We start from the raw sequence: 23676 nt of genomic DNA, 5'->3' as shown, positions 1-23676 counted from the left end.
TCTGGCCTTGGGCCGGGGTTTAGGCGGCGGCGGCACAGGAAAACTTTTTCCATCCTACGGTGACCCTAGCATAAATCGCATCGGCATCAACAACACCAAAGCATATTCCCGGCTTTGGTTGCCACACGAATTTTCATCCTGACCCGTTTGTGAGGGGCAGGAATGCAAAAAGGGGGGAACGCAAAGATATAAATTAAATGCACAATTATACTTGATTTCTAGACGCAGTCGCACATTATCGAAGCAGATCAATGATTCACCAGCCCCCCTTGCCGAGATAAGAAAAAACGCCATGCCCGATACATCCCCCCCCCGGCGCGGTCGGGGCCGACCGCCAAAAACCGCCCGCGCACCCGAGGGCACGCGCGCCATGCTGGTCCGCGCAGGCGTTGAATTACTGACGGAAAAAGGCTTTTCCGCCACCTGCGTGGATGACGTGCTGCACGCCACGGGCATCTCGAAGGGGTCTTTCTATTACTGCTTCAGCAGCAAGGAGGATTTCGGGCAGATCCTGATCGAGGACTATGCCAGATCTTTCAACGCCAGGCTGGACCTGTGGCTGCAGGAGCCGGATACGGCCCCGCTGCAGCGCCTGCTCAACTTCGTGCATGACGTGCGCGCGAACATGCATCATCACGGTTTTCGCCGGGGCTGCCTGATCGGCAATCTCGGGCAGGAAATCGACATGCTGCCCGATTCGTTCCACGGCCTCCTGCTCACCATCATGCATGGATGGGAAAAGCGCGTGAACGCCTGCCTGCTCACAGGCTTTGGCACGCGCGCCACCTCCGCGCAGAAGCGCGCCTGCATGCAACTCGCCCGCTATTTCTGGATCGGGTGGGAAGGCGCGGTGCTGCGGGCCCGCATGGAGCATGAGCCCGAACCGCTGGACCTGTTCACCACGTTCTACATGGCGCAGGCGGCAGCGGTCCTGGGCGTCAAGCCACCTGCGTGCCAGCCCCCCGCTATCCCGCGCGTATCGCCCGCACAGCCTGCGCCCGCGCAAACAGCTCAAGCAGCAAACTGACCGCCTGCCTGCGCCCGCGCAGGCCGGGGGACGCCTTATCGGGCGGGGTATCGACCAGCCTGCGGGCATCCTGCGCGGCAAGCCTGAGCAGCATGTCAACATGCAGCGGGCTGGCCAGCCGCAGGTCGGGCAGGCCGGACTGGCGCCTGCCGGTCAGGTCGCCGCCGCCACGCAGGCGGAAATCCTCATCGGCAATCAGAAAGCCATCTTCCGTCTCGCGCAATAGCGCCAGCCTGCGCCGCGCGGTCTGGCCGAGCGCGCTGTCATGCAGCAGAAGGCAGTAGGATTCCGCCTGCCCACGCCCCACGCGCCCACGCAACTGGTGCAGTTGCGCCAGGCCAAAGCGCTCGGCATGCTCGATCACCATCACCGTGGCATCGGGAATATCCACCCCGACCTCGATCACGGTGGTGGCGACGAGGATGCGCGTGTGCCCGGCGGCAAAATCGGCAATGGCCTGCTCGCGCAGCGTAATATCCTGCTGCCCGTGCGCCAGCCCCACGGCATCAGGCCCAAAATGGGCGGCCAGGGCATGGTGGCGGGCCTCGGCTGCGGCAATGTCAACGGTTTCGCTCTCGCTCACCAGCGGGCACACCCAGAAGATTCGCGCCCCGCGCCCCAGCGCCCGTTCCAGCCCCGCCAGCAGGTCATCCATGGCGGAGAGGGCATGCAGCGAGGTGCGCACCGGCTTGCGGCCCGCGGGCTTTACATCCAGCCGGCTGACCAGCATGTCGCCCCACTGGGTCAGCAGCAGCGAGCGGGGGATGGGGGTGGCGGTCATGACCAGCACGTCGGTCTGGCGGCCTTTCTCGCCCAGCATGGCGCGCTGCTCCACGCCAAAACGATGCTGCTCGTCAATCACCGCCAGGGCAAGATCCTCGAACACCACGCTTTCCTGAAACAGGGCATGCGTGCCGATCACCAGCCGGGCCGTGCCATCGGCAATGCTGGCCAGTGCCTCGCGCCGGGCCTTGCCTTTTACGCTGCCGCTGAGGAACGCCACCGGCACGGGTGAAAGTCTGGTGAAGGTGGCCAGATGCTGGCGGGCCAGAATTTCGGTCGGTGCCATAAGGGCCGCCTGATGGCCTGCCTCCACCGCGCCGAGCATGGCCAGCAGCGCCACCAGCGTCTTGCCCGCCCCCACATCGCCCTGCAACAGGCGCGTCATCTGCCGGGGGGCGGCAAGATCGGCATCGATCTCGGCCAGGGTGCGGGTCTGGGCCGTGGTGGGCTCATGGCCAAAGCGCGACAGCGCCACCGCGCGCAGGCTGCCATCACTCACGATGCTGCGCCCCGGCCGCAGGCGGTTGAGCCTGCGCGCCTGCGCCATGGAAACCTGCTGGGCCAGCAGGTCATCACATGCAAGCCGCGCCCGCGCCCGCTCGGATGCCCCGATCAGCGCCTCGCCCTCCATCAGGTCGGGGAAGTCAGATGGCCGGTGCAGCGTGCGCAGCGCCTGCTCGAAGCCGGGCCATTTGCGCTGCGCCAGCACGCTGGCATCCTGCCATTCCGGCAGGGCGGGAAACACATCGAACGCCGCCCGCATGGCGCTGCGCACCTGACTTGGAAACAGCCCCGCCGTCAGCGGCCAGACCGGGTCGAGCAGCGGAATTTCAGCAAGCCTGGCCTGCGGCACCAGATAATCGGGATGCGCCATGCTCAGCCGCTCCCCAAAGCGCTCCAGCGTGCCCGACACGGCAATATCCTGCCCGGCCTCAAGCCTGCGCACCTGATGGGGGGAGAAGAACACCAGTTCCGCCTCCGCCGTGCCATCGCTCACCACCACGCGCCACGGCCGCCTGCCACGCCCGCCGCCCGGCGCTGGCGGCACCACGCGCGTGATCGTGACCAGCAGCGTGCACACCCGCCCGGTTTCCACTTCGCGCAGGGTCGGGCGGTAGCGCCGGTCCACCACCGATTCCGGCAGGTGGAACAGCAGGTCGATCACCCGTCTGCCCCCGGCCACCCGTGCCAGAAGCTTCGCCGTTGCCGGTTTCATGCCCTTCAGGCTTTCAATCCCCGCAAGCAGCGGGGCAAGAAGGGAACTGGCGGGGAGGGCGGTGATATCGGACACGCGGCGGTTCATCCTGCGGGGTGGCATGCTTGTCATGCGGGCTGACATATGCCCGCATGAGGGCTATAGGACACCTGCGTTACGGAACAAAACACAACCATACAGGGGTGGAACGCAATGGAAGCCAGAACGCCTGATCTCTCCCGTCTCGATACACGGCGGCGCAAGATCTATTACCGTGCAACACATCGCGGCACGCATGAAACCGACGTGCTGATTGGCGGGTTCGTCGCCCCCCGGCTCGAGGGCATGACCGAGGCCGAACTCGACGCACTCGAGACGGTAATGGACCTGCCCGACGCCGACCTGGCCGACTGGCTGAGCGGCCGCCGCCCGGTGCCACCCGAACTCAACACGCCCATGATGCAGCAGATCATGGCCGATGCCACCGATCCCGCCCGCCTTGCTGCGATCCGGGGCGGAAAATGAACGATACGGCAGGTTTCTCGCTCGCACCCGGCGCCCCCGTTCCCGTATGGGGCGTGCCGGATGGGTATGACGCCTTTCTGCTCGCCCGCCGCCTGGGCGAGAACAAAGGCCCCGTGCTGCATGTGTGCCGTGATGATGCCTCCATGGCGCGCATTGCAGACCAGTTGGCCTTTGTCGCACCCAAGGCGGAAATCCTCCGCTTTCCGGGCTGGGACTGCCTGCCGTATGACCGCGTATCGCCCAATCCCGCCATCATCGCGGAGCGGGTGGCGACCCTGACCCGCCTGCTGGAAAAGGCGATCACATCCCGCATCGTGCTGACCACGGTGATGGGCGCCATCCAGCGCGTGGCCCCGCGCACGGCCTTTGCCGGGCAGTCGATCACCATAAAGACCGGTGAAAGCCTTGATGCGCCTTTCCTGATGGAACTGCTCATCGCCCATGGCTACAACCGTACCGACACGGTGATGGAGCAGGGCGAGTTCGCAACCCGTGGCGGCATTTTCGATATTTTTCCCGCAGGCGAGGCCGAGCCCGTGCGCCTCGACCTGTTTGGCGACGAGGTGGAAAACATCCGCCGCTTCGACCCCGGCACCCAGCGCTCGACGGCGAAGATCGACAGCCTGACCATGCGCCCGGTGGCTGATTTCAGCCTCGATCCCGCCTCCATTTCGCGTTTTCGCACAAGCTGGCGCGATCTGTTTGGCCCGGCTGCCGCCAATGACCCGCTCTACCAGCACATATCGGATGGCAGGCGGCATGCGGGCATGGAGCACTGGCTGCCCCTGTTCCATGAACAGATGGAAACGCTGGTTGACTACCTGCCCGGCGTCACCATCTCGCTCGCCAACCAGGCCGAGGAGGTGCTGGCCACCCGGCTGGAAATGATTGCCGACCACTACGACGCCCGCAAGCAGCCCACGCGGGAAGGCGAGGTGCCCTACCGCCCGCTACCGCCGCACCTGATGTATCTCGACCGCAAGGGCTGGGATGCGATGATTGCGGGCAAAAAGGCCGTGGTGTTCATGCCCTTCGCCCAGCCCGATGGCGCGCCGGGCATGGATGCAGGCGGCAGGCCGGGCCAGATGTTTGCCAAGACCGTGACCGAGGGGCGCGAGAACGTCTTCCCCATGCTCCATGCGCGGGTTGAGGAATGGGCGCAGACCGGCAGGCGGGCCTATGTCACGGCCTGGACGCGCGGCTCGTGCGAGCGCATTGGCGTGCTGCTGCGCGAATACCGCCTGCCGGTGCAGACCTTTGCCACATGGAAAGAGGCGCAGAAGCTCAAGCCCGGCACGGTGGGGCTGCTGACGCTGGGGCTGGAGCGCGGGTTCGTTGCCGACAACTTCGCCTTCATTTCCGAGCAGGACCTGCTGGGCGAGCGGATCTCGCGCCCGCCCCGGCGGCGCAAGAAGGCGGACCAGTTCATCTCCGAAGCCTCCGAGATCGCGGAAGGCGACCTGATCGTCCATCAGGATTATGGCATTGGCCGCTATGACGGGCTGGAAACCATCGGCGTGGGCACCGCGCCACATGACTGCCTGCGCCTGATCTATGACGGCAACGAGAAGCTGTTCCTGCCGGTCGAGAACATCGAACTGCTCAGCCGCTTCGGCTCCGACCAGGCGCATGTGGCGCTCGACAGGCTTGGTGGCGTGTCGTGGCAGTCGCGCAAGGCGAAGATGAAGCAGCGCATCCGCGACATGGCGGGCGAACTCATCCGCACTGCCGCCGCGCGCGCCCTGCGTGAAGCCCCGGCCCTGACGCCCGAAGAGGGGTTGTGGGATGAATTCTGCGCCCGCTTCCCCTTCATCGAGACCGAGGACCAGTCCCGCGCCATCGCCGACGTGCTCGATGACATGGCATCGGGCAAGCCGATGGACCGGCTGGTGTGTGGCGATGTGGGCTTTGGCAAGACCGAAGTGGCGCTGCGCGCCGCCTTCGTTGCCGCCATGTCAGGCGCGCAGGTGGCCGTGGTGGTGCCGACCACGCTGCTGGCCCGCCAGCACTACCGCACGTTTTCGGCCCGCTTTGCCGGGCTGCCGGTCAATGTGGCGCAGCTTTCGCGCATGGTTACGGCCAAGGAGGCCACTGCCGTGCGCAAGGGCCTGACCGATGGCACGGTCAATATCGTCATCGGCACCCACGCCCTGCTGGCCAAGACGGTGAAATTCGCCGATCTTGGCCTGCTGATCGTGGATGAAGAGCAACATTTTGGCGTGGCCCACAAGGAAAAGCTCAAGGCCCTGCGCGAGGACGTGCATGTGCTCACGCTGTCGGCCACGCCGCTGCCACGCACGCTGCAACTCGCCCTGACCGGCGTGCGCGAGATGAGCCTGATCGCAACCCCGCCAACCGACCGGCTGGCGGTGCGCACCTTCATCATGCCGTTCGACAGCGTGGTGATCCGCGAGGCGATCCAGCGCGAGCGCTTCCGCGGCGGGCAGGTGTTCTGCGTGGTGCCGCGCATCGAGGATCTCGACCGCATGGCCGCCCGCCTGCACGAGATCGTGCCCGACGCCAGGCTGGTGCAGGCCCATGGGCGCCTGACACCAACCGAGCTGGAACGGGTAATGACCGAGTTCAGCGATGGCAAATACGACATCCTGCTCTCCACCAATATCGTGGAAAGCGGGCTGGACATGCCTGCGGTCAACACGCTCATCATCCACCGCGCCGACATGTTTGGCCTGGGCCAGCTCTACCAGCTGCGCGGGCGCGTGGGTCGTGGCAAGCAGCGCGGCTATGCCTACCTGACCTGGCCGCAGACGCATGTGCTCTCGGCCGCCGCCCAGAAGCGGCTGGAAGTCATGCAGACGCTCGATACGCTGGGCGCGGGCTTCACGCTGGCCTCGCACGACCTTGACCTGCGCGGGGCGGGCAACCTGCTGGGCGATGAACAGTCAGGCCATATCCGTGAAGTGGGCATCGAGCTTTACCAGCAGATGCTCGAGGATGCCGTGGCCGACCTGCGCACCGAAAAGGGGCGGCGCAAGCTGCAGGACCGGGACTGGACGCCCAACATCATCCTTGGCCTGCCGGTGCTCATACCCGACAGCTACGTGACCGACCTGCCGGTGCGCCTTGGCCTGTACCGTCGCATCGCCGCCCTGGCCAATGATGCCGAGGTCGAGGCGATGGAAGCCGAACTGGTCGACCGCTTCGGCACGCTGCCCGATGAGGTGCGCAACCTGCTCGACGTGGTGACACTCAAGCGCCTGTGCCGCGAGGCCGGGGTGGAACGGCTCGAAGCAGGCCCCAAGGGCATGGTCATCCAGTTCCGGGGCAACACCTTCGCCAACCCGGCAGGGCTGGTGGCATGGATTGCCCGGCAGAAGGAAGCCAATGTGCGCCTGCGGCCCGACCACAAGCTTGCAATCATACGCGAGATGACCAACGCCCAGCGCATCACACAGGCCCGCAAGGTGCTCGGCGCGCTGGTACGGATGGTGCATGAGGAGGCGGGCGTTTCGGCCTGAGGGCGGGTCTGGATGCTGCCTTTCTTTAAAAAGGCGGCGCGACCAGACTCTTCTTTCAGTCGGTGCCCGTCGTGTTTGTTCACAAAAAAACCTGACAGGCCAATACGGCCTGTCAGGTTGCTGATCCATAGGCCCTTCAGCGAATGGGCAGCGGAATGTGATTGACGGTCATGACGCCACCCTCCCAACTGACATCCCACCCCGTTCCCCCCGAGACCGATTTATGGCCAAACAGCTTGGCTAGGACCAGGGCTGCACTGGCACGGGTCTGGCCCGCGTTGCGCAGGGTATCGATCACGGCATCAAGGTTCTGTACCTGAATATGGCCATTGGCGGATGACGCATCGGTATTGCCCGTCAGGCTGGCGTCGCCATTGCCGGTAATCTGCATGGCGCCGCGCTGGGCGGTGAGTGATGAGACATGCAGCGGCACCATGACAGTCTCGGTCGGGTGGCCGGTAATGGCAGCGGCGAGCGATACGAGCGATGCGCTGGGCACGGAAGCATTGGCCGTGGCCTGCTGCGGCAGGGCATTGACCAGAAGCGTGTTGTGCGAGCCGGTTATGCCAAGGCCCTGCGTATCAAGCGTGATGGTGGCGGGGGCGGTGTCGCCTTTGGCGCCGGCAAGGTGCAGATGCGCGCGGTGGAAGGAGAGCTTCGTCTCCCCGCTGCTCAGCAGCCCGTCCTGCCAGATCAGGTCATAGCTGCGGCCCGCGCGCAGCCCGTCCATGATGGGCGTTGCGGCGGAGACGAAATAATCCTGCGCGCAACCCTGCGAGTGGTGGCCCGTCAGGGTGGCGAGCAGCACGAGGGAGGCCACGTCCTCCATGTCGCGCAGGGCCTGCGGCTCCAGCCCCGTGCCGCTGGCTGCGATATCGCCCGCGTGAAAGGTCTGGCGCACGTTTCCCGCCAGAGCCAGGTCGTAGTTATGGCCTGCAAGCGTATTGCTGCCATGCGGCTGGCTACTGGCAAGCTGTGCGCTGGCGCAGGTGCCGGGCAGGGCTGTCGCCTGCGCCGCACCCATGCACGACAGGGCGGCCAGGACCGTAGTGAGGAATATTTTTTTCATTTGCAGCACAAGGTGGCGTGAATAGGCAGCGGATGCAATCCGGTATAATCTCCGCATCATTCCCATAGCATCAGGCTACCGCCTTCACCATGCTTCGCAGACTTGATTCCTTTCTTGTATGCCTGCTGGCTACCGTTGGCATGGCCAGCGTGCTGCCCTGCCGGGGGATAGGGGTGAGGGTGTTCAATATCCTCGCCATCATCATGATCGCGAACATGTTTTTCCTCCAGGGGGCGCGCCTGTCGCGCCGGGCGGTGGTGGAGGGGGTGACCGGGTGGCGCATCCATCTCGCCATCCTGCTCTGCACGTTCGTCATGTTTCCGCTGCTGGGCATGGGCCTGCATGCGGCCTTTCCACGCCTGCTTGATGGCCCGATGTGGACGGGCATGCTGTTCCTGTGCTGCCTGCCCTCCACCGTGCAGTCCTCCATCGCGTTTACCTCGATTGCGCGCGGCAACGTGGCGGCGGCCATCTGTTCGGCAACGCTGTCCAACATACTGGGCATTTTCATAACACCCGTGCTGGTGGGCATCGTGTTCAGCCGCCATGCCAGCGGGGGCGGCGGGGGGATCATGCCCATCGTGGGGCAACTGCTCGTGCCCTTCATTGCGGGGCAGGGGCTTCAGCCCTGGATCGGGGGCTGGGCGCACCGGCACAAAAAACTGCTTTCCTTCTCCGATCGGGGGTCGATTCTGGTGGTGGTCTATACCGCCTTCAGCGAGGCGGTGACCCAGGGGCTGTGGCACCGCCTGCCAGCAAGCCAGCTTGGCCGCGTGGCGCTGGCCGATGCGGGATTGCTGGCGCTGGTGCTGGGGCTGACCCTGCTGGTGGGGCGCATGGGCGGCTTTGCACGGGCGGACCGGATTGCCATCGTGTTCTGTGGTTCCAAGAAGTCGCTGGCATCAGGCGTGCCGATTGCCAGCGTGCTGTTTGCGCCCACCGAGGTCGGGCTGATCGTGCTGCCGCTCATGATCTACCACCAGATCCAGCTTTTTGCCTGCGCCACGCTGGCGCGGCGTTTTGGCGCGGAGAAGGCGGACTGACCCCATCTTCCCCCTCGCGCATGGCGGCCCGGCCCGGTATGTAGGCAGGCCGACAATGCCCGCCGGGCATGACAACCGCACGAAATGGTGGAGAGAGATGACAGGACTGGACCCGGATAACTGGGATGCGCTGCGGGCCTTGGGCCACCAGATGGTCGATGACATGATGGACCGCCTCTCCACCCTGCGCGAGCGCCCGGTGTGGCAGCCCATGCCGACCGCCCTGCGCGCGCAGTTGCGCACCGGCCTGCCACACGCGCCCACCCCACCGGAAGAACTGTACGCCCGCTTTCGCGAACTGGTTGAACCCTATTCCACCGGCAACGTGCATCCCGGCTTCATGGGCTGGGTGCATGGCGGCGGCACGGCGGTGGGCATGCTGTCGGAACTGCTGGTGGGGGGGCTGAACGCCAATTGCGGCGGCCGCGACCATGCGCCCATCGAGGTCGAGCGCGAGGTGATCCGCTGGGGCGCCGAGATGTGCGGCTTCCCGGCCGAAACCACGGGGCTGCTGGTCACCGGCTCATCAATGGCCAACATGATTGCTGTCATCACCGCCAGTCGCGCCGTGCCCGATGGGCTGAAGATGCGGACCGAGGGCGTGCGCAGCCGCAAACTGGTGGGCTACGCCGCCGCCACCGCGCATGGCTGCATTTCGCGCGCATTCGACCTGACCGGACTGGGCACGGACAGCCTGCGCGTGATCCCGGTGGATGAACACAACCGCATGGTCCTACCCGCACTCGAGCAGGCCATCGCGCGCGACCGCGCGGCGGGGCTTGAGCCGTTTATCGTGATCGGCACGGCTGGCACGGTCGATACCGGCGCGATTGATGACCTGAACACGCTGGCCGACATCGCCGCGCGTGAGGACATCTGGTTTCATGTCGATGGCGCATTCGGCGCGCTGGCCATGCTGTCCGACACGCTGCGGCCAGGGCTGCGCGGGCTGGAGCGCGCCGATAGCGTGGCGTTTGATTTCCATAAATGGGCGCAGGTGCAGTACGATGCAGGCTGCATCCTCGTCCGCCGCCCCGGCGCGCAGGTTGATGCCTTTGCCCAGTCCCGCGCCTATCTGGCGCGTGAGGACCGGGGCCTCGCCACCAATGGCCCGTGGTACTGCGATCTCGGCCCCGACCTGTCACGCGGGTTCAGGGCGCTGAAGGTATGGATGACGCTGGGCACCTATGGCGCCGATGGCATGGGCGACATGATCGCCAACTGCTGCGCCATCGCCCGCCACCTTGCCGCCCGGGTGGAGGCCAACCCCCGGCTGGAACTGCTCGCTCCCGTGACCCTGAACATCGTGTGCTTCCGCATCATCGCCCCCGTGGAGGATCTGGACCACTTCAATGGCGAGGTGGTGAAAGACCTGCATGAAAGCGGGATTGCCGCGCCGTCCACCACCATCATCAACGGCCACAAGGCCGTGCGGGCGGCCATCGTCAACCACCGCACCACCAATGCGGATGTTGACCGCATGCTCGACGCGCTGCTTGAACTCGCCGACCGCAGGCTGGTCGCAGTCTAAAAAAAAGCCCCGCGCCAATGACATGGCGCGGGGCAGGGGAGCGGGAAGCCTTCAGCGGCTGCGTCGCGGCCCCCGCGCTGATTCCTCGCCAAACAGTTCGGACAGCTTTTTCATCATCGTGCCACCAAGTTCCTCGGGGTCGGTAATGGTCACGGCGCGACGGTAATAGCGCGTCACGTCATGCCCGATGCCAATGGCCAGCAGTTCGGTCGTGGTCCGCGTCTCGATATGGGCGATCACCTCGCGCAGGTGGTTCTCGAGGTAGGAACCGGGATTGGCCGACAGCGTGCTGTCATCCACCGGCGCGCCATCGGAGATCACCATCAGGATACGCCTGCCTTCAGGCCGGGCGGCAAGGCGGCGCTGGGCCCAGAGCAGGGCCTCGCCATCAATGTTTTCCTTGAGCAGCCCCTCGCGCAGCATCAGGCCAAGGTTGCGCCGCGCACGCCGCCACGGCATGTCGGCCGCCTTGTAGATGATATGGCGCAGGTCATTCAGCCGACCCGGATTTTCAGGCTTGCCCGCCTGCACCCATTCCTCGCGGCTGCGGCCACCTTTCCAGGCACGGGTGGTAAAGCCGAGCACTTCAACCTTCACCGCGCAGCGTTCGAGCGTACGAGCCAGGATATCGCCGCACATGGCGGCCACCGAGATGGGGCGGCCACGCATGGAGCCCGAATTGTCGATCAGGAGCGTTACCACCGTATCGCGGAAATCCGTATCACGCTCGCGCTTGTAGGACAGCGAGAGCATGGGATTGACCACAATGCGCGAAAGCCGCCCGGCATCGAGCATGCCTTCCTCAAGGTCGAACTCCCACGCACGCGTCTGCTGCGCCATGAGCTTGCGCTGCAGGCGGTTGGCCAGCTTGGACACCACGCCCTGCATGCTGACAAGCTGCTGGTCGAGCGTCTGGCGCAGGCGGAACAGTTCTTCCGCGTCGCACAGGTCCTCGGCCGCAATTTCCTCATCAAAAACGGTGGTGAAGGCATGGTAGCCGCGCTGCGGCTCCGCTTCCTCCGCGTCACCCTCGGCGGGTCCACCGGCTTCTTCCGACCCGCTGGCCGAGCCACCCTGTTCGCCATCATCGGGTTCGTCATCGCTGGCGCCGGTACCCTGCGACATCTGCATGGGCTGGTTGCTGTCATCCTCTTCCGGGCCGTCCTCCTGGGCATCAGGGGTGGTGTCGTCAGAGGGTTCCTCGTCGTCGCTGCTGGCAGCCTCGGCATCGTTCGTGCCGTCATCCGCCTCTTCCTCGGGCGTGGTTTCCTGCTCGAGCAGATCACACGCCATGAGCAGCCTGCGCGCGGCCTGGGCGAATTCCTGCTGGCTGTCCTGCCGTGCCGCCATCTCATCAAGGGCGCGGCGGGCGGCGGGCGGCAGGTCATCGGCCCAGCGCGCCATGAGTGCGCGCATGGATTGCGGCACCGGATGGCCAGACATGTTCTCGCGCGCCAGCAGGCCCAGCGCGAAGGGCGTAGGCAGCTTTGTGTGGCTGGGCAGGCGGTCAAGGCCCATATCGGCGCATTCCTGCGCCAGGCGGGCATCAAGATTTGCGGCCACCCCGGCCATGTGCCGCGCACCCAAGCTTTCCACCCGGGCCTGCTCGAGCATGTCATACACTTCACGCGCCTCACCCGCGGGCGGGCGGGCACTTTCATGCAGGGGCGCGTTGTGGTGGCGCAGGCGCAGGGCGGCGGCATCGGCTGCACCGCGCATGCGGGTCATTTCCGCCTCGGTCATGCGGCGCGAGGGGTGGGGCAGGCGCACATGGGTACCGGTAACCGACACGCCGGAAGGCACGGGACCATTGAGGAACGAGACCTCGGTCTGCGCCTGCCCGCCCACGGCCCGCACGGCGCCAACCGTGGCGCGCTTGAAGCTCTCGGCGCTGCGGGCTTCGTCCTCGGCCTGCGGGGGGGGAGTCTTTTTCCGGTTCTCTTGCATGCGTGCCTGCCCTGTCATCAGCCCCGTGGCGCCAGCGGGCTGGCGTTGAAGCAACGCTGGTAATACTCCGCCACCGTGGGGCGCTCCGCCTCATCGCACTTGTTGAGGAACGTAACGCGGAAGGCGAAGGCAAGATCGTTGAAAATACGGAAGTTTTCTGCCCAGCTTATGACCGTGCGCGGCGACATGACGGTGGAAATGTCACCCGCGATGAAGCCCGAGCGCGTAAGGTCCGCCAGCGCCACCATGCTTTCCACCCGCTTGCGGCTGGCTTCGTCCTTTTGGGGGTCGATGCCCATCTTGGCCAGCACGATGGCGGTTTCCTGCGCGTGGGGCAGGTAATTGAGGGTGGTTACGATGTTCCAGCGGTCCATCTGGCCCTGGTTGATCTGCTGCGTGCCATGATACAGGCCGGTCGTATCGCCCAGGCCCACCGTGTTGGCCGTGGCGAACAGGCGGAAGAAGGGGTGCGGGCGGATCACGCGGTTCTGGTCGAGCAGCGTCAGGTGACCTTCCACCTCCAGCACGCGCTGGATCACGAACATCACGTCGGGCCGACCGGCATCATATTCATCAAACACCAGCGCACAGGGGTGCTGCAGGCCCCACGGCAGCAGCCCCTCGCGGAATTCGGTGATCTGCTGGCCATCCTTCAGCACGATCGCGTCCTTGCCGATCAGGTCGATGCGCGAGATGTGACTGTCGAGGTTGATGCGCACGCTCGGCCAGTTGAGGCGGGCGGCGACCTGCTCGATATGCGATGACTTGCCGGTGCCATGATAGCCCTGCACCATGACGCGGCGGTTGAAGGCAAACCCGGCCAGGATGGCCAGCGTGGTGTCATGGTCGAATTTGTACGACGGGTCGATATCGGGCACATGATCCGTGCGCACCGAGAAGGCGGGCACCTTCATGTCGCTATCGATGCCGAACACATCACGTGCCGAAACCTGCAGGTCAGGCGCATTGACGGCCGAAATGGCGGGGAGTGGCGTGCCGTTGGCATCCACGGCGGCAGTTGTCAGGTCTGCTGGTTCGTTCATCTGCTTTATCTCGTCCGTCACTTCGTCTGTTAAGGCCCACCATGACAGCGCAGGGCGGCATATCGGGCCTCGAGTATAAACATATCTGTAACAGATCGGCCATAAGATGGCGCGGCCCGTTTCAGGCGCTCCGGGCGACATCCTCGCGCCCGCTGGTGGCCACCAGATGGGCGCGCACGGTGGTGTAGGCGATATTGATGCCCTTGAAGCGCTCTTCCGCCTTGCGGTCGCCGCCATTCGCATCTGGGTGATGCTGGCGGGCGAGCAGCTTGTAGCGGGTCTTGAGTTCTTCCATCGACACGGGCCAGCCCAGGTCGAGCACGCCAAGCGGGTAGCGCAGCGCAGGCGGCGCGTCGGCCCGGCGGTCCTCGTCCTGCTGGCGGCGGGTGCGGCTGCGCGCGCGCGCCTTGGCGGCCCCCTTGAGCAGGTCGAGCGGGTCGATCACGTCGTCCTCGCTGAACGCGCGGGCGGCACTGCCCTGGCCCAGCTTCCATGAAGGACGGTCCCATGAGGCATCGGCGCGGATATGCGCCTCGATCTGGCCCGGTGACATGCCGCGATAATAGTCCCACCGTGAATTGTATTCACGCACATGTTCAAGGCAGAACCAGAAATACTTGTTCAGCGCATCACGCGAGCGCGGGGCCCGGTAGCCTGCGGGCTGGTCGCAGCCATGCATGTCGCAGCAGCGGTCCGGCGCATCGGGATCGGGGTCAAAGGCGCGGTGCCGGGTGTTCCTTCTCTTCATCATTCCCGTTATGTGCGCCTGTCCATGCTTCGTGCAAGAGCGAAGCTGTGCAATGAATGATCCCGCTATCATGGAGCCGCCAATGGAACAGCACGCAACCGGCCGGGCCGGACGGATCGACCACATCATACGCCAACACCTCGCCCCGGTGGAACTCACCATCCACGATGACAGTGCACGCCATGCCCACCACGTGCATGTGCGCGACAACGGCGTGCAGGCTGGCGAAAGTCACTATAACGTGCTGATCGTAAGCCCTGCCTTCGAGGGCGTGGGCCGCGTGCAGCGCTCGCGCCTGGTGCATGACCTGCTGGCGGGTGAATTCGCGGGTGGCATGCATGCGCTCTCGCTCGTGCTGCGCACGCCCGCCGAGCAGGCGCGGATGGCCACGGCATGAAACCCGCCTTTCCCTTCGCCACGCGGCGGCTGATGATGGGGGGGCTGCTCACGCTGCTCGCCGCCTGCGCGGGCACGCCTGCCACCACATCGCCCAACCAGGCCGATGATATCGCCCGCGTCGAGACCTATCTCAACACCTCACGCGGGCTACAGGCCAATTTCGTGCAGACATGGCCCGATGGCGGCAAGGGGCAGGGCATCATGCATTACGACCCCGGCCGCCTGCGGCTGGATTATGCAACGCCGGGCTCGATGAAGCTGGTGGCCGCGAACGGGCACCTGCTGTTTGTCGATCACCGGCGCGAATCGGTCACCCGCATGTCGCTTGGCCGCCAGCCGCTCGGCCTGCTGCTCGACCAGCCGGTGCACCTGTCTGGCCAGATTGCGGTGACAGCGGTGCAGCACGGGCAGAACAGCCTGCAGGTCTCGCTGGGGCGGCGCGACAGCGAATCGCAGGGCATCCTGACCCTCGGATTCGCGGATATCGGAGGCAGGCTGTCGCTGCTGGTCATTGAAATGACCGATGTGGAGCGCCAGCACATCCGCCTCGACCTGACCGATACCACGGTCAGCGGCCAGTCCTGGCCTGACACAATGTTTACCCTCAGCGCCAGCAACTGACCGCAGGGCGGCGCGCGGATTTACTCCTGCGCGCCGCGAATCGGGCCGAGACAGGCGGCCCATGTCTCGGCCAGCGCGGCATCCACATCCTCCATGCGCACCTGCCTGCCCAGCTTCGCCAGGCTGGTCACGCCGTATTCGCTGATGCCACAGGGCACGATTCCGCCAAAATCGCTCAGGTCGGGATCAACATTGATCGCAATGCCATGCCAGCTCACCCAGCGTGAGACCCGCACGCCAATCGCCGCGATCTTTTCCTCGCGCCCCGTGGCGGGATCGACCACCCACACGCCAATACGCTCCGCGCGCCGCTCGCCCGTCACCCCAAAGCGGGCAAGGGTGCGGATGATCCATTCCTCCAGCGCATGAACATAGGCCCGCAGGTCGCGCGGGGGCACCATGGCGCGCGGGCGGGTCAGGTCGAGCATGGCATAGGCCACGCGCTGCCCTGGACCATGATAGGTCCACTGCCCGCCACGCCCGGCCGGGTAGGTGGGGTAGCCGCGCGGGTTGAACAGGTCCGAATCCTTCGCCGAGGTTCCGGCGGTGTAGGTGGGGGGATGTTCGAGCAGCCACACGCGCTCGGGGGCGGTACCCGCCCGAATTCCGCGGGCCTGAGCCTCCATCTGAGCCAATGCGGTGGGATAGGGCACCTGTTGTGGCGCTTTATCCCATAAAAATTCATTTTCGGTCATTGCCCGTTCGTCTTTCATCAGCTATACGCCCATTCATCGTCATGACGGTATCGCTCACCCGATGCTCGTTGTCACGTTGCGGCCATGGCGGAATGGTAGACGCGCAAGCTTGAGGTGCTTGTGGGGGCAACCCCGTGGAAGTTCGAGTCTTCTTGGCCGCACCACTGATTTTCTCCTGAAAATTGATGCAAAACAGACACATCACCCCTCCGGGGCAGGTGTGTCTCCGCATGTGCGGAATTTAAATTGCCTGTTCCCTGCAACTCCCTGACGGGAAGGGCGTTCGGGATCATGTCATAAAAAAGTCATGATTATTCCTCATTGAATGCTTCACTCTACCGCAGGATGACACACCCCGCAGAGCAGCAACCCGGACTGGCCAGCATGTTACAAATGATGTCGATTACGCCATCATTGGCGATGAGGCGTGGCCATAGTGATTTAAATCATGTTTGGTCCTGATGAAGCACGCTATATCCTTACTCATCTGGCAACACCCTGATCCCTGTCATCATTATAAAATGGGTGGTCAGCCGGGATTGCCTGTTTCTGCTATGCATCTTGAGGTAAATATTAGTGATTAAGCCCCTTAAAAAAGCCGTATTGCCGGTGGCCGGCCTTGGCACCCGTTTCCTGCCCGCAACCAAGTGCGTGCCCAAGGAAATGCTCACCGTCGTCGATCGCCCGCTGATCCAGTATGCCATCGACGAAGCGCGTGAAGCCGGGATCGAGGAATTCTGCCTCGTGTCCAGCCGGGGCAAGGATTCCCTGATCGACTATTTCGATATTTCCTATGAACTTGAAGACACGCTGAAGGCCCGCAAGAAGACTTCCGCGCTGAAGGCGCTTGAAGCCACGCGCGTGACGCCGGGGTCCATGCTGTCCGTGCGCCAGCAGGAGCCGCTCGGCCTTGGCCATGCCATCTGGTGTGCCCGTGAGTTCATTGGCAACGACCCGTTCGCCATCCTGCTGCCCGATGACGTGGTGCAGAGCGAAAAGTCCTGCATCGGCCAGTTGGTTGAAGTCTACAACAAGACCGGCGGCAACGTGCTGGCCGTGACCGAAGTGCCGCGCGAGCAGACCGGCAGCTACGGCATCCTCGACGTCGGCGCGGATGATGGCAAGACGGTTGAAGTCAAGGGCCTGGTTGAAAAGCCCGACCCCAAGGATGCGCCCTCGACCCTGTCGGTCATTGGTCGCTACGTGCTGACGGCGGACGTGCTCAAGCACCTTGCCAAGCTCGAAAAGGGTGCCGGCGGCGAAGTGCAGCTGACCGACGCCATGGCCAAGACCATTGGCCACGTGCCGTTCCACGGTTACCGCTACGAAGGCAAGCGCTTCGATTGCGGCAGCAAGCCCGGCTTCCTTGAGGCGCAGATCGCCTTCGCCCTCGCACGCGAGGACCTGGCGGGCGACGTGCGGGAATTCCTCAAAAAGTATAAATGAGCTTCAGGCACCATTTCGACCCCACAAGCCTGCGGGAATACGACATCCGCGGGGTTGTGGGCGAAAGCCTGACGCAGGACGACGCCTATGCCATCGGCCGCACCTTCGGCTCCATGGTGGCACGGGCTGGCGGCTCGACCGTCGTTATCGGTTATGACGGACGCCTGTCATCCCCCGCTCTCGAGCATGCGCTCGGGGCGGGGGCCTTGGCATCTGGCATGACTGTACTGCGCATCGGGCGTGGCCCCACGCCGATGCTCTATTTTGCCGCGACCACGCTGGGGGCCGACGGCGCGATTATGGTAACAGGCAGCCATAACCCGCCCGACCATAACGGCTTCAAGATGGTGCTCGGCAACAGGCCATTTTTTGGCGAGCAGATTCGCGAACTCGGGCAACTGGCCGCAAACGGCGATGTCGTGGCCGAGGCTACCGGCACAATGCGCGACGTGAACGTGATCCCTGCCTATGTAGAGCGCCTGCTGCGCGACTGGGACGGCACGGACCGCCCCCTCAATGTGGTGTGGGACAGCGGCAATGGCGCCGCAGGCGAAATCCTGTCGCTACTGGTGAAAAAACTGCCGGGCCGGCACCGCATTCTCAACGCTGAAATTGACGGCACGTTTCCCGCCCATCACCCTGACCCGACCGTTCTGGCCAACCTTGAGCAGCTTATTGCTGCCGTGAGGGAAGAGGGGGCTGATCTGGGCCTGGCCTTTGATGGCGATGCCGACCGCCTTGGCCTGGTGGACAATACCGGCACCGTGCTGTGGGCGGACCAGCTTCTGGTTGTGCTGGCGCGTGACATCCTGCGCGACCATGCGGGAGCCACGGTCATTGCCGATGTCAAGGCAAGCCAGGTGCTGTTTGACGAGATCGATCGCGCTGGCGGCACGCCACTGATGTGGAAGAGCGGACATTCCCCCATCAAGATGAAAATGGCCGAGACCGGCGCGCCGCTGGCAGGCGAAATGTCAGGTCATTTCTTTTTTGCCGATCGCTGGTACGGATTTGATGACGGGCTATACGCAGCACTGCGCCTGCTGGGCATTGTCTCGCGCCTCAGGGGGCCGCTTTCAGATGTGCGGCTGAGCCTGCCCACTGCCGTTTCCACGCCTGAACTGCGTTTTGCCTGCGCCGATACCCGCAAATTCACGGTGATTGTCGAAGTCGCCGCCCGGCTTGAACGCAGTGGGGCATGTGTCTCCACCATTGATGGCGTACGCGTCACCACGCCGGATGGCTGGTGGCTGCTCCGCGCCTCCAACACCCAGGCGGTTCTTGTCGCCCGGGCGGAAGGCACGAGTGCTGCCGGGCTGGAACGGCTGAAGGCCGCGATCACGGCGCAACTGGAAGCATCCGGCCTTCGCGCGCCCGACTTTTCCGGCACGCCCGGGCTACATTAATCAACGCTGCCAGGCGAATTGCTTAAAGACTATTTAAAAAGATAGCCCCGCTAAAACCCTTAAATTATATAAGTTTTTGGTGAAGCTTTTTTCAAAAAGCTTCGAAAGACGTCGCCTTTTTTCAAAAAGGCGACACCTAAAAACTTTTCTTATTTTTTATCAACGATCTGTTTTCAAACAGTCTCTTATTTGCCCAGAAAACGGCGCAGACCCAGACCCTGCGCGCGCTCATGCAGCACGGAAGGCTGGTAGGCGATGGAAATGATGTCATGCGCCTGCTGCCATACCGCCACGTCTTCCGCCCGGTCGGTCTGCACGCTGGTCACGCCACAGCGGAGCAGGAACTCATACTGGTCGGGCAGCGGCGTGCCGGTGGCCCGGATCTCGCCGGTAAAGGACAGATGCTCGCGCAGCGCGCGCGCCTGCGTAAATGCCCGCCCATCGCGAAACGTGGGGAAGTTCACTGCCACCAGCGCCAGCCGGGGCAGGGCAGGGCGCAGCACGGCCACGTCCACATCCGGCCCGATGGCAACGCCAAGCAGCGCATCCTTCGGGCGGGCCAGCCCTTCCTCCAGCCGGTCAAGCGGCACGATCACGGCACCAGCAGGCAGGGCTTCGCCTGCGATGGCCTGCGCCCAGCGGTCTTCGGTCACATGACCATTTTCAAGCAGGGGCATAGACGGCATCCTTGAAGCTGGCGGCGCCAAGGCGCCGGTAGGTATCGATAAACGCCTCGCCTTCGTTGCGAAGCACAAGGTAGGTGTCGATCAACCGGGCTATGGCGTCGACCGTTTCATCCTCCGGCAGGGCCGGACCGATGATCTGGCCAATGGCCACGTCATTTTCCGCCGAGCCGCCCAGGGTAAGCTGGAAGAACTCCTCGCCGCGCTTGTCCACGCCCAGAATGCCGATATGGCCTGCATGGTGATGGCCACAAGCATTGATGCAGCCCGAGATGTTGATGCGCAGGGTGCCGATGTTTTCCTGCAGTTCGGGGTTGGCGAAGCGTGCGCTCAGCTTCTGGGCAATGGGGATGGAGCGCGCATTGGCCAGTGCGCAGTAGTCCAGGCCGGGGCAGGCGATGATATCACCAACCAGACCGATATTGGGCGTGCCCAGCCCGGCACCCTCGAGCCTGAGCCACAGGTCGCGCAGTTGGTCCTTGCGCACATGGCCAAGCACCACATTCTGCATGTGGGTCACGCGGATCTCGCCAAACGAAAAATCATCGGCCAGCGCCGCGATCAGGTCCATCTGGTCGGCGGTTACGTCGCCGGGAATGCCGCCATCAGGCTTGATGGAGACAACTGCGCTGATGAAGCCTTCATGCCGGTGCGCATGGGTGTTGGTGCGCACCCAGCGATCAAAGCGGGCATCGGCCTTGCGGTCGGAATCGAGCCTGTCTGCCGCATTGGCAGGCGCATCCAGAGCAGGGATGCCGAAGCGGGCGCGAATGCCTTCCACAATGGCGGGGTCCAGCCGGTAATCCGCGCGGTTCATCTGGGCGAATTCGGCATCGACCTTTTCACGGAACTGGTCCACGCCCAGCGCCTGCACAAGGATCTTGATCCGCGCCTTGTACATGTTGTCGCGCCGCCCATAGGCGTTGTACACGCGCACCACGGCCTCAAGGTAGGCCAGCAGGTCTTCCTCGGGCAGGTTGTCGCGCAGTTTAACGCCAATGATGGGCGTGCGGCCAAGCCCGCCGCCTACGAACACATCGAACACTGCCCGCCCGTCCGGGCCGGGATGGGCAACCAGCCCGATATCATGAAAACGCGCGGCTACGCGGTCATGCGGACTGCCACTGATGGCGATCTTGAACTTGCGCGGCAGGAAGGAGAATTCCGGGTGCAGCGTTGACCACTGGCGCAAAATCTCGGCGTGGATGCGCGGGTCAAGCAGTTCATCGGCTGCGGCACCGGCAAACTCGTCACACGTCACGTTGCGGATGCAGTTGCCGCTGGTCTGGATGGCATGCATGTTCACGCCCGCCAGCCGCTCGAGGATGTCGGGCGTATCTTCCAGCCGGATCCAGTTGAACTGGATGTTCTGGCGCGTGGTGAAGTGACCGTAATCGCGGTCATAGGTGCGGGCGATATGGGCGAGTTCGCGCATCTGGTCCGAACCCATCATGCCATAAGGCACGGCCACGCGCAGCATGTAGGCATGCAGTTGCAGGTACAGGCCGTTCATCAGGCGCAGGGGCTTGAATTCGTCCTCGGTCAGTTCGCCCGCCACGCGGCGGCCCACCTGCTCGCGAAACTGGGCCACGCGCTGCGACAGGAAGGTGCGATCCACCTCATCATAGGCGTACCGGCCAACCGGCAGGGTTGCGGTGTCAGTGGACATGGGGCGTCTCCACGGGGGCGAAATCGGGGTGCACCGTCGGCCCGAAGGCACGGATGCGCTCGCGCACGGTCAGGGGGGTGATCTGCGTGGCATCAGGGTCAAGCTGCACGCCATAGATGCCCACCACGGTGTTGGCATCTGCCGCGGCCTTCGCCTGCTTTATGGCGTCTTCCACCGCTGCATTGTCAAACACGCGGGCCTGGCCGATCGCCTCCGACCAGCCCTGCGGGGCAAGCCACACGATACGGCCATCAAGCAGCCGGTTGGCGGTAATGACGCTGGCGCCGGTCATGTCCCGGCGGTTGTTCCTGACATCCACTTCTGAACCGATCCCTTTCAGGCAACGGGCATGTAACTGCCTTAAACTGCTGTAAATGGGTGCGCGGGCCAGGCCCGCGCACCCATTTTTTTCACTCCGGTACTGCAATACCGGCATGCCTGCAACAGGGCATGCCGGTTGCAGCATTCAGGATGTCTGGCGCCGTGATGCAGCATCGAGACGGATGGCATCCGTGATGTAAGTCGCAAGCCGGGCGGCTGTCTCATCACGCGTTGCATCGGTGGTACCGACCCGCAGGTCGGGCTTCGCCGGGGCTTCGTAAGGCGCATCCACGCCGGTAAAGCCCTCGATCTTGCCCGCGCGGGCGGCAGCATACAGCCCCTTGGGGTCGCGCTGCTCGCAGGTGGCCTGCGGCGTGTCGATGAAGATTTCATGGAAACCTTCGCCCACGATCTGCCGCGCCAGTTCACGATCCGCCACGGTGGGCGAGATCAGGGCCACGATCACCACCTGCCCGCTCTCGGCCAGGATGCGGGCGACGGCAGCGGCACGGCGCACGTTCTCGCGCCGGTCGGCTTCCGAGAAGCCAAGGTCCGCGCACAGCCCGGCCCGCAGCGTATCACCATCAAGCACCGAGACGTCGATGCCACGGGCAAACAGGCGGTTTTCCGCCTCGCGCGCCAGCGTGCTCTTGCCCGCACCCGGCAGGCCGGTCATCCAGAACACACCACCACGATGCCCCTTGGCCTGCGCGCGGTCCCACAGCGATACGGCGCTGCCGGTGGGGTGGATGGCATTGCGGCCTGCAACGCTCTCGGCCACCCCGATCAGCGGCGCGCCGCCCACGATCTGCTGGTTGCGGTCCACCAGCACGCCACGCCCGTCAGCCGTGCCGGGCACGAACGGGTCGAACAGCATGGTTTCTGACACGGCCAGCGTAATCTCGGCAAAGCCTTCGGGCGGCACTTCCTCGGCGGGGTGCTCGGTCAGGTCTTCAAGCCGCACGACCGAATCAATGGCGGCTACGGTGACCTGATGCTCGGCCGTGGCCAGGCGCAGCTTGAAGCTCTCGCCCACGCGCAGCGGCTCCTGGCGCAGCCAGAACAGGCGCGTGCGGATACGCGCTGCCCGCTGCGGCGCGTGATCGGCAGGGAACAGGAAATCGCCCCGGTCGGGGATCACGTCCGGCTCAAGCGTTACGGCCACGGACTGGCCAGCAACGGCGGCAACCTGCGGGGCGGTGTGCCAGCTTTCAATGCTGGCGATGCGCGCTTTTGCGCCATGCACCCCAATCACCACCTCATCGCCCACGCGGATGCGCCCGCGCTCGATGCGGCCCACTACGATGCGCTTGGTGTCAAAGCGGTAGACATCCTGCACCGGCAGGCGCAGCGGCAGGTCGGCGCGTGACGAGGGGGCCGGGACGGCGGCCAGCGCCTCGGTCAGGGTCGGGCCCTTGTACCATGGCATCTTGTCCGAGCGCGAGGCCATGTTGTCGCCCTCACGCGCGGATGCGGGCACGAACACGGTCGGCTCGATTTCAAGCTGGAGCAGCAGCTTGGTGATGTCGCGCTCGGCGGCCTCGATCTTCTTCTGGTCGTAGTTGAAGATATCGACCTTGTTCATGAACACGATCACATGCCGGATGCCGATCAGGCGCAGCAGCATGGCATGGCGGCGGGTCTGCTCCTGCGCGCCCTCATTGGCGTCAACCACCAGCACGGCGGCCTCGGCATCGGCGGCGCCCGTAATCATGTTGCGCAGGAACTGGCGGTGGCCCGGCGCATCCACGATCACGAACTGGCGGCTGCCCAGCCTGAAGGGAATGCGCGTGGAATCAACCGTCACGCCCTGGTCGCGCTCGATCTGCAGGCTGTCGAGCAAAAAGCTCCATTCAACCGTCAGCCCGCGCTTCTTGCTGGACTCGATGATCTGCGCCACGCGCCCTTCGGGCAGGCTGTCGGTATCATACAGCAGGCGACCGATAAGCGTGGACTTGCCATGATCGACATGGCCCACGATCACGATGGGGGTGGCGGCATCCTGCGGGGCAGGGGTCGGGATTGTATTCATTGTCTGTAACTCCG

At 64.4% G+C, this 23676-nt stretch carries 19 protein-coding genes and 1 tRNA gene; 10 read left to right on the top strand and 10 right to left on the bottom strand.

Annotation, left to right across the window (positions count from 1 at the left end):
* Positions 1–292: 292 nt before the first annotated feature.
* Complete coding sequence (gene acuR / locus GXY01S_RS02340) at positions 293–1027, top strand: acrylate utilization transcriptional regulator AcuR (RefSeq protein ID WP_242501321.1); 735 nt, start codon at positions 293–295, stop codon at positions 1025–1027.
* Here acuR and recG read toward each other — a convergent pair.
* Positions 966–3113 (bottom strand): ATP-dependent DNA helicase RecG, encoded by a 2148-nt coding sequence (gene recG, locus GXY01S_RS02335; RefSeq protein ID WP_061271775.1) that lies wholly within the window; start codon positions 3111–3113, stop codon positions 966–968. The two genes, acuR and recG, sit on opposite strands and share 62 nt — an antisense overlap.
* A gap of 105 nt (positions 3114–3218) precedes the next feature.
* Between recG and GXY01S_RS02330 the strand changes: the two genes are divergently transcribed.
* Complete coding sequence (locus tag GXY01S_RS02330) at positions 3219–3530, top strand: succinate dehydrogenase assembly factor 2 (protein ID WP_061271774.1); 312 nt, start codon at positions 3219–3221, stop codon at positions 3528–3530.
* The gene (mfd, locus tag GXY01S_RS02325; RefSeq protein WP_061271773.1) at positions 3527–7009 is read left to right on the top strand and encodes a transcription-repair coupling factor; all 3483 of its coding nucleotides are present in this window, start codon (positions 3527–3529) and stop codon (positions 7007–7009) included. Before GXY01S_RS02330 ends, mfd begins: the two co-directional genes overlap by 4 nt.
* Positions 7010–7145: 136 nt before the next feature.
* Here the strand turns inward: mfd and GXY01S_RS02320 are convergent, their stop codons facing one another.
* Positions 7146–8138: a hypothetical protein gene (locus tag GXY01S_RS02320; RefSeq protein WP_242501322.1), complete on the bottom strand. Its 993-nt coding sequence runs from the start codon at positions 8136–8138 to the stop codon at positions 7146–7148.
* 29 nt (positions 8139–8167) lie between these two features.
* Between GXY01S_RS02320 and GXY01S_RS02315 the strand changes: the two genes are divergently transcribed.
* Positions 8168–9121 (top strand): bile acid:sodium symporter family protein, encoded by a 954-nt coding sequence (locus tag GXY01S_RS02315; RefSeq protein WP_061271772.1) that lies wholly within the window; start codon positions 8168–8170, stop codon positions 9119–9121.
* Positions 9122–9218: 97 nt separating this feature from the next.
* Positions 9219–10652 (top strand): pyridoxal phosphate-dependent decarboxylase family protein, encoded by a 1434-nt coding sequence (locus tag GXY01S_RS02310; protein WP_061271771.1) that lies wholly within the window; start codon positions 9219–9221, stop codon positions 10650–10652.
* Positions 10653–10703: 51 nt separating this feature from the next.
* On the opposite strand, the gene cobT is transcribed toward GXY01S_RS02310, so the two are convergent.
* The 3 genes from cobT to GXY01S_RS02295 all read right to left on the bottom strand — a co-directional run bounded on the left by cobT (position 10704) and on the right by GXY01S_RS02295 (position 14393).
* On the bottom strand, positions 10704–12599 hold the full coding sequence (cobT, locus tag GXY01S_RS02305; RefSeq protein WP_061271770.1) for a cobaltochelatase subunit CobT: 1896 nt from the start codon (positions 12597–12599) through the stop codon (positions 10704–10706).
* A gap of 17 nt (positions 12600–12616) precedes the next feature.
* On the bottom strand, positions 12617–13642 hold the full coding sequence (gene cobS / locus GXY01S_RS02300; protein ID WP_061271769.1) for a cobaltochelatase subunit CobS: 1026 nt from the start codon (positions 13640–13642) through the stop codon (positions 12617–12619).
* Between the two features lie 121 nt (positions 13643–13763).
* A complete protein-coding gene (locus GXY01S_RS02295) occupies positions 13764–14393 on the bottom strand; it encodes a J domain-containing protein (RefSeq protein ID WP_061271768.1) in 630 nt (209 codons plus the stop codon).
* Between the two features lie 79 nt (positions 14394–14472).
* On the opposite strand from GXY01S_RS02295, the gene GXY01S_RS02290 reads away from it, so the two are divergent.
* Both GXY01S_RS02290 and GXY01S_RS02285 read left to right on the top strand, forming a co-directional pair.
* Positions 14473–14787: a BolA family protein gene (locus GXY01S_RS02290; RefSeq protein ID WP_061271767.1), complete on the top strand. Its 315-nt coding sequence runs from the start codon at positions 14473–14475 to the stop codon at positions 14785–14787.
* Positions 14784–15410, top strand: a complete 627-nt coding sequence (locus GXY01S_RS02285) for a LolA family protein (protein WP_061271766.1) — start codon at positions 14784–14786, stop codon at positions 15408–15410. Before GXY01S_RS02290 ends, GXY01S_RS02285 begins: the two co-directional genes overlap by 4 nt.
* Positions 15411–15430: 20 nt before the next feature.
* Here GXY01S_RS02285 and lipB read toward each other — a convergent pair whose 3' ends face one another.
* The gene (gene lipB, locus GXY01S_RS02280) at positions 15431–16123 is read right to left on the bottom strand and encodes a lipoyl(octanoyl) transferase LipB (RefSeq protein ID WP_061271765.1); all 693 of its coding nucleotides are present in this window, start codon (positions 16121–16123) and stop codon (positions 15431–15433) included.
* A 60-nt stretch (positions 16124–16183) separates the two neighbouring features.
* On the opposite strand from lipB, the gene GXY01S_RS02275 reads away from it, so the two are divergent.
* The 3 genes from GXY01S_RS02275 (at position 16184) to pgmG (ending at position 18957) form a co-directional block, all read left to right on the top strand.
* Positions 16184–16269, top strand: a tRNA-Leu gene (locus GXY01S_RS02275).
* Between the two features lie 412 nt (positions 16270–16681).
* On the top strand, positions 16682–17551 hold the full coding sequence (gene galU / locus GXY01S_RS02270; RefSeq protein ID WP_061271764.1) for a UTP--glucose-1-phosphate uridylyltransferase GalU: 870 nt from the start codon (positions 16682–16684) through the stop codon (positions 17549–17551).
* Complete coding sequence (gene pgmG, locus GXY01S_RS02265) at positions 17548–18957, top strand: phosphoglucomutase/phosphomannomutase PgmG (RefSeq protein ID WP_061271763.1); 1410 nt, start codon at positions 17548–17550, stop codon at positions 18955–18957. The genes galU and pgmG overlap by 4 nt, the downstream gene beginning before the upstream one ends.
* Before the next feature lie 185 nt (positions 18958–19142).
* Here pgmG and GXY01S_RS02260 read toward each other — a convergent pair whose 3' ends face one another.
* The 4 genes from GXY01S_RS02260 to cysC form a co-directional block, all read right to left on the bottom strand.
* The gene (locus GXY01S_RS02260) at positions 19143–19634 is read right to left on the bottom strand and encodes a DUF934 domain-containing protein (RefSeq protein ID WP_061271762.1); all 492 of its coding nucleotides are present in this window, start codon (positions 19632–19634) and stop codon (positions 19143–19145) included.
* The gene (locus GXY01S_RS02255; protein ID WP_061271761.1) at positions 19621–21309 is read right to left on the bottom strand and encodes a nitrite/sulfite reductase; all 1689 of its coding nucleotides are present in this window, start codon (positions 21307–21309) and stop codon (positions 19621–19623) included. The genes GXY01S_RS02260 and GXY01S_RS02255 overlap by 14 nt, the downstream gene beginning before the upstream one ends.
* Entirely contained in the window at positions 21299–21628 is a 330-nt protein-coding gene (locus tag GXY01S_RS02250) for a DUF2849 domain-containing protein (protein WP_061271760.1), read from the bottom strand. Before GXY01S_RS02250 ends, GXY01S_RS02255 begins: the two co-directional genes overlap by 11 nt.
* A 147-nt stretch (positions 21629–21775) precedes the next feature.
* On the bottom strand, positions 21776–23662 hold the full coding sequence (cysC, locus tag GXY01S_RS02245) for an adenylyl-sulfate kinase (protein WP_061271759.1): 1887 nt from the start codon (positions 23660–23662) through the stop codon (positions 21776–21778).
* Positions 23663–23676: the final 14 nt, after the last annotated feature.

Origin of the sequence: Komagataeibacter xylinus NBRC 15237 (genome assembly GCF_001571345.1) — a bacterium.
GTDB classification, from domain to species: domain Bacteria; phylum Pseudomonadota; class Alphaproteobacteria; order Acetobacterales; family Acetobacteraceae; genus Komagataeibacter; species Komagataeibacter xylinus.
Note: the sequence above shows the minus strand (reverse complement) of the source record. Positions and strands in the feature narration are given on the sequence as shown.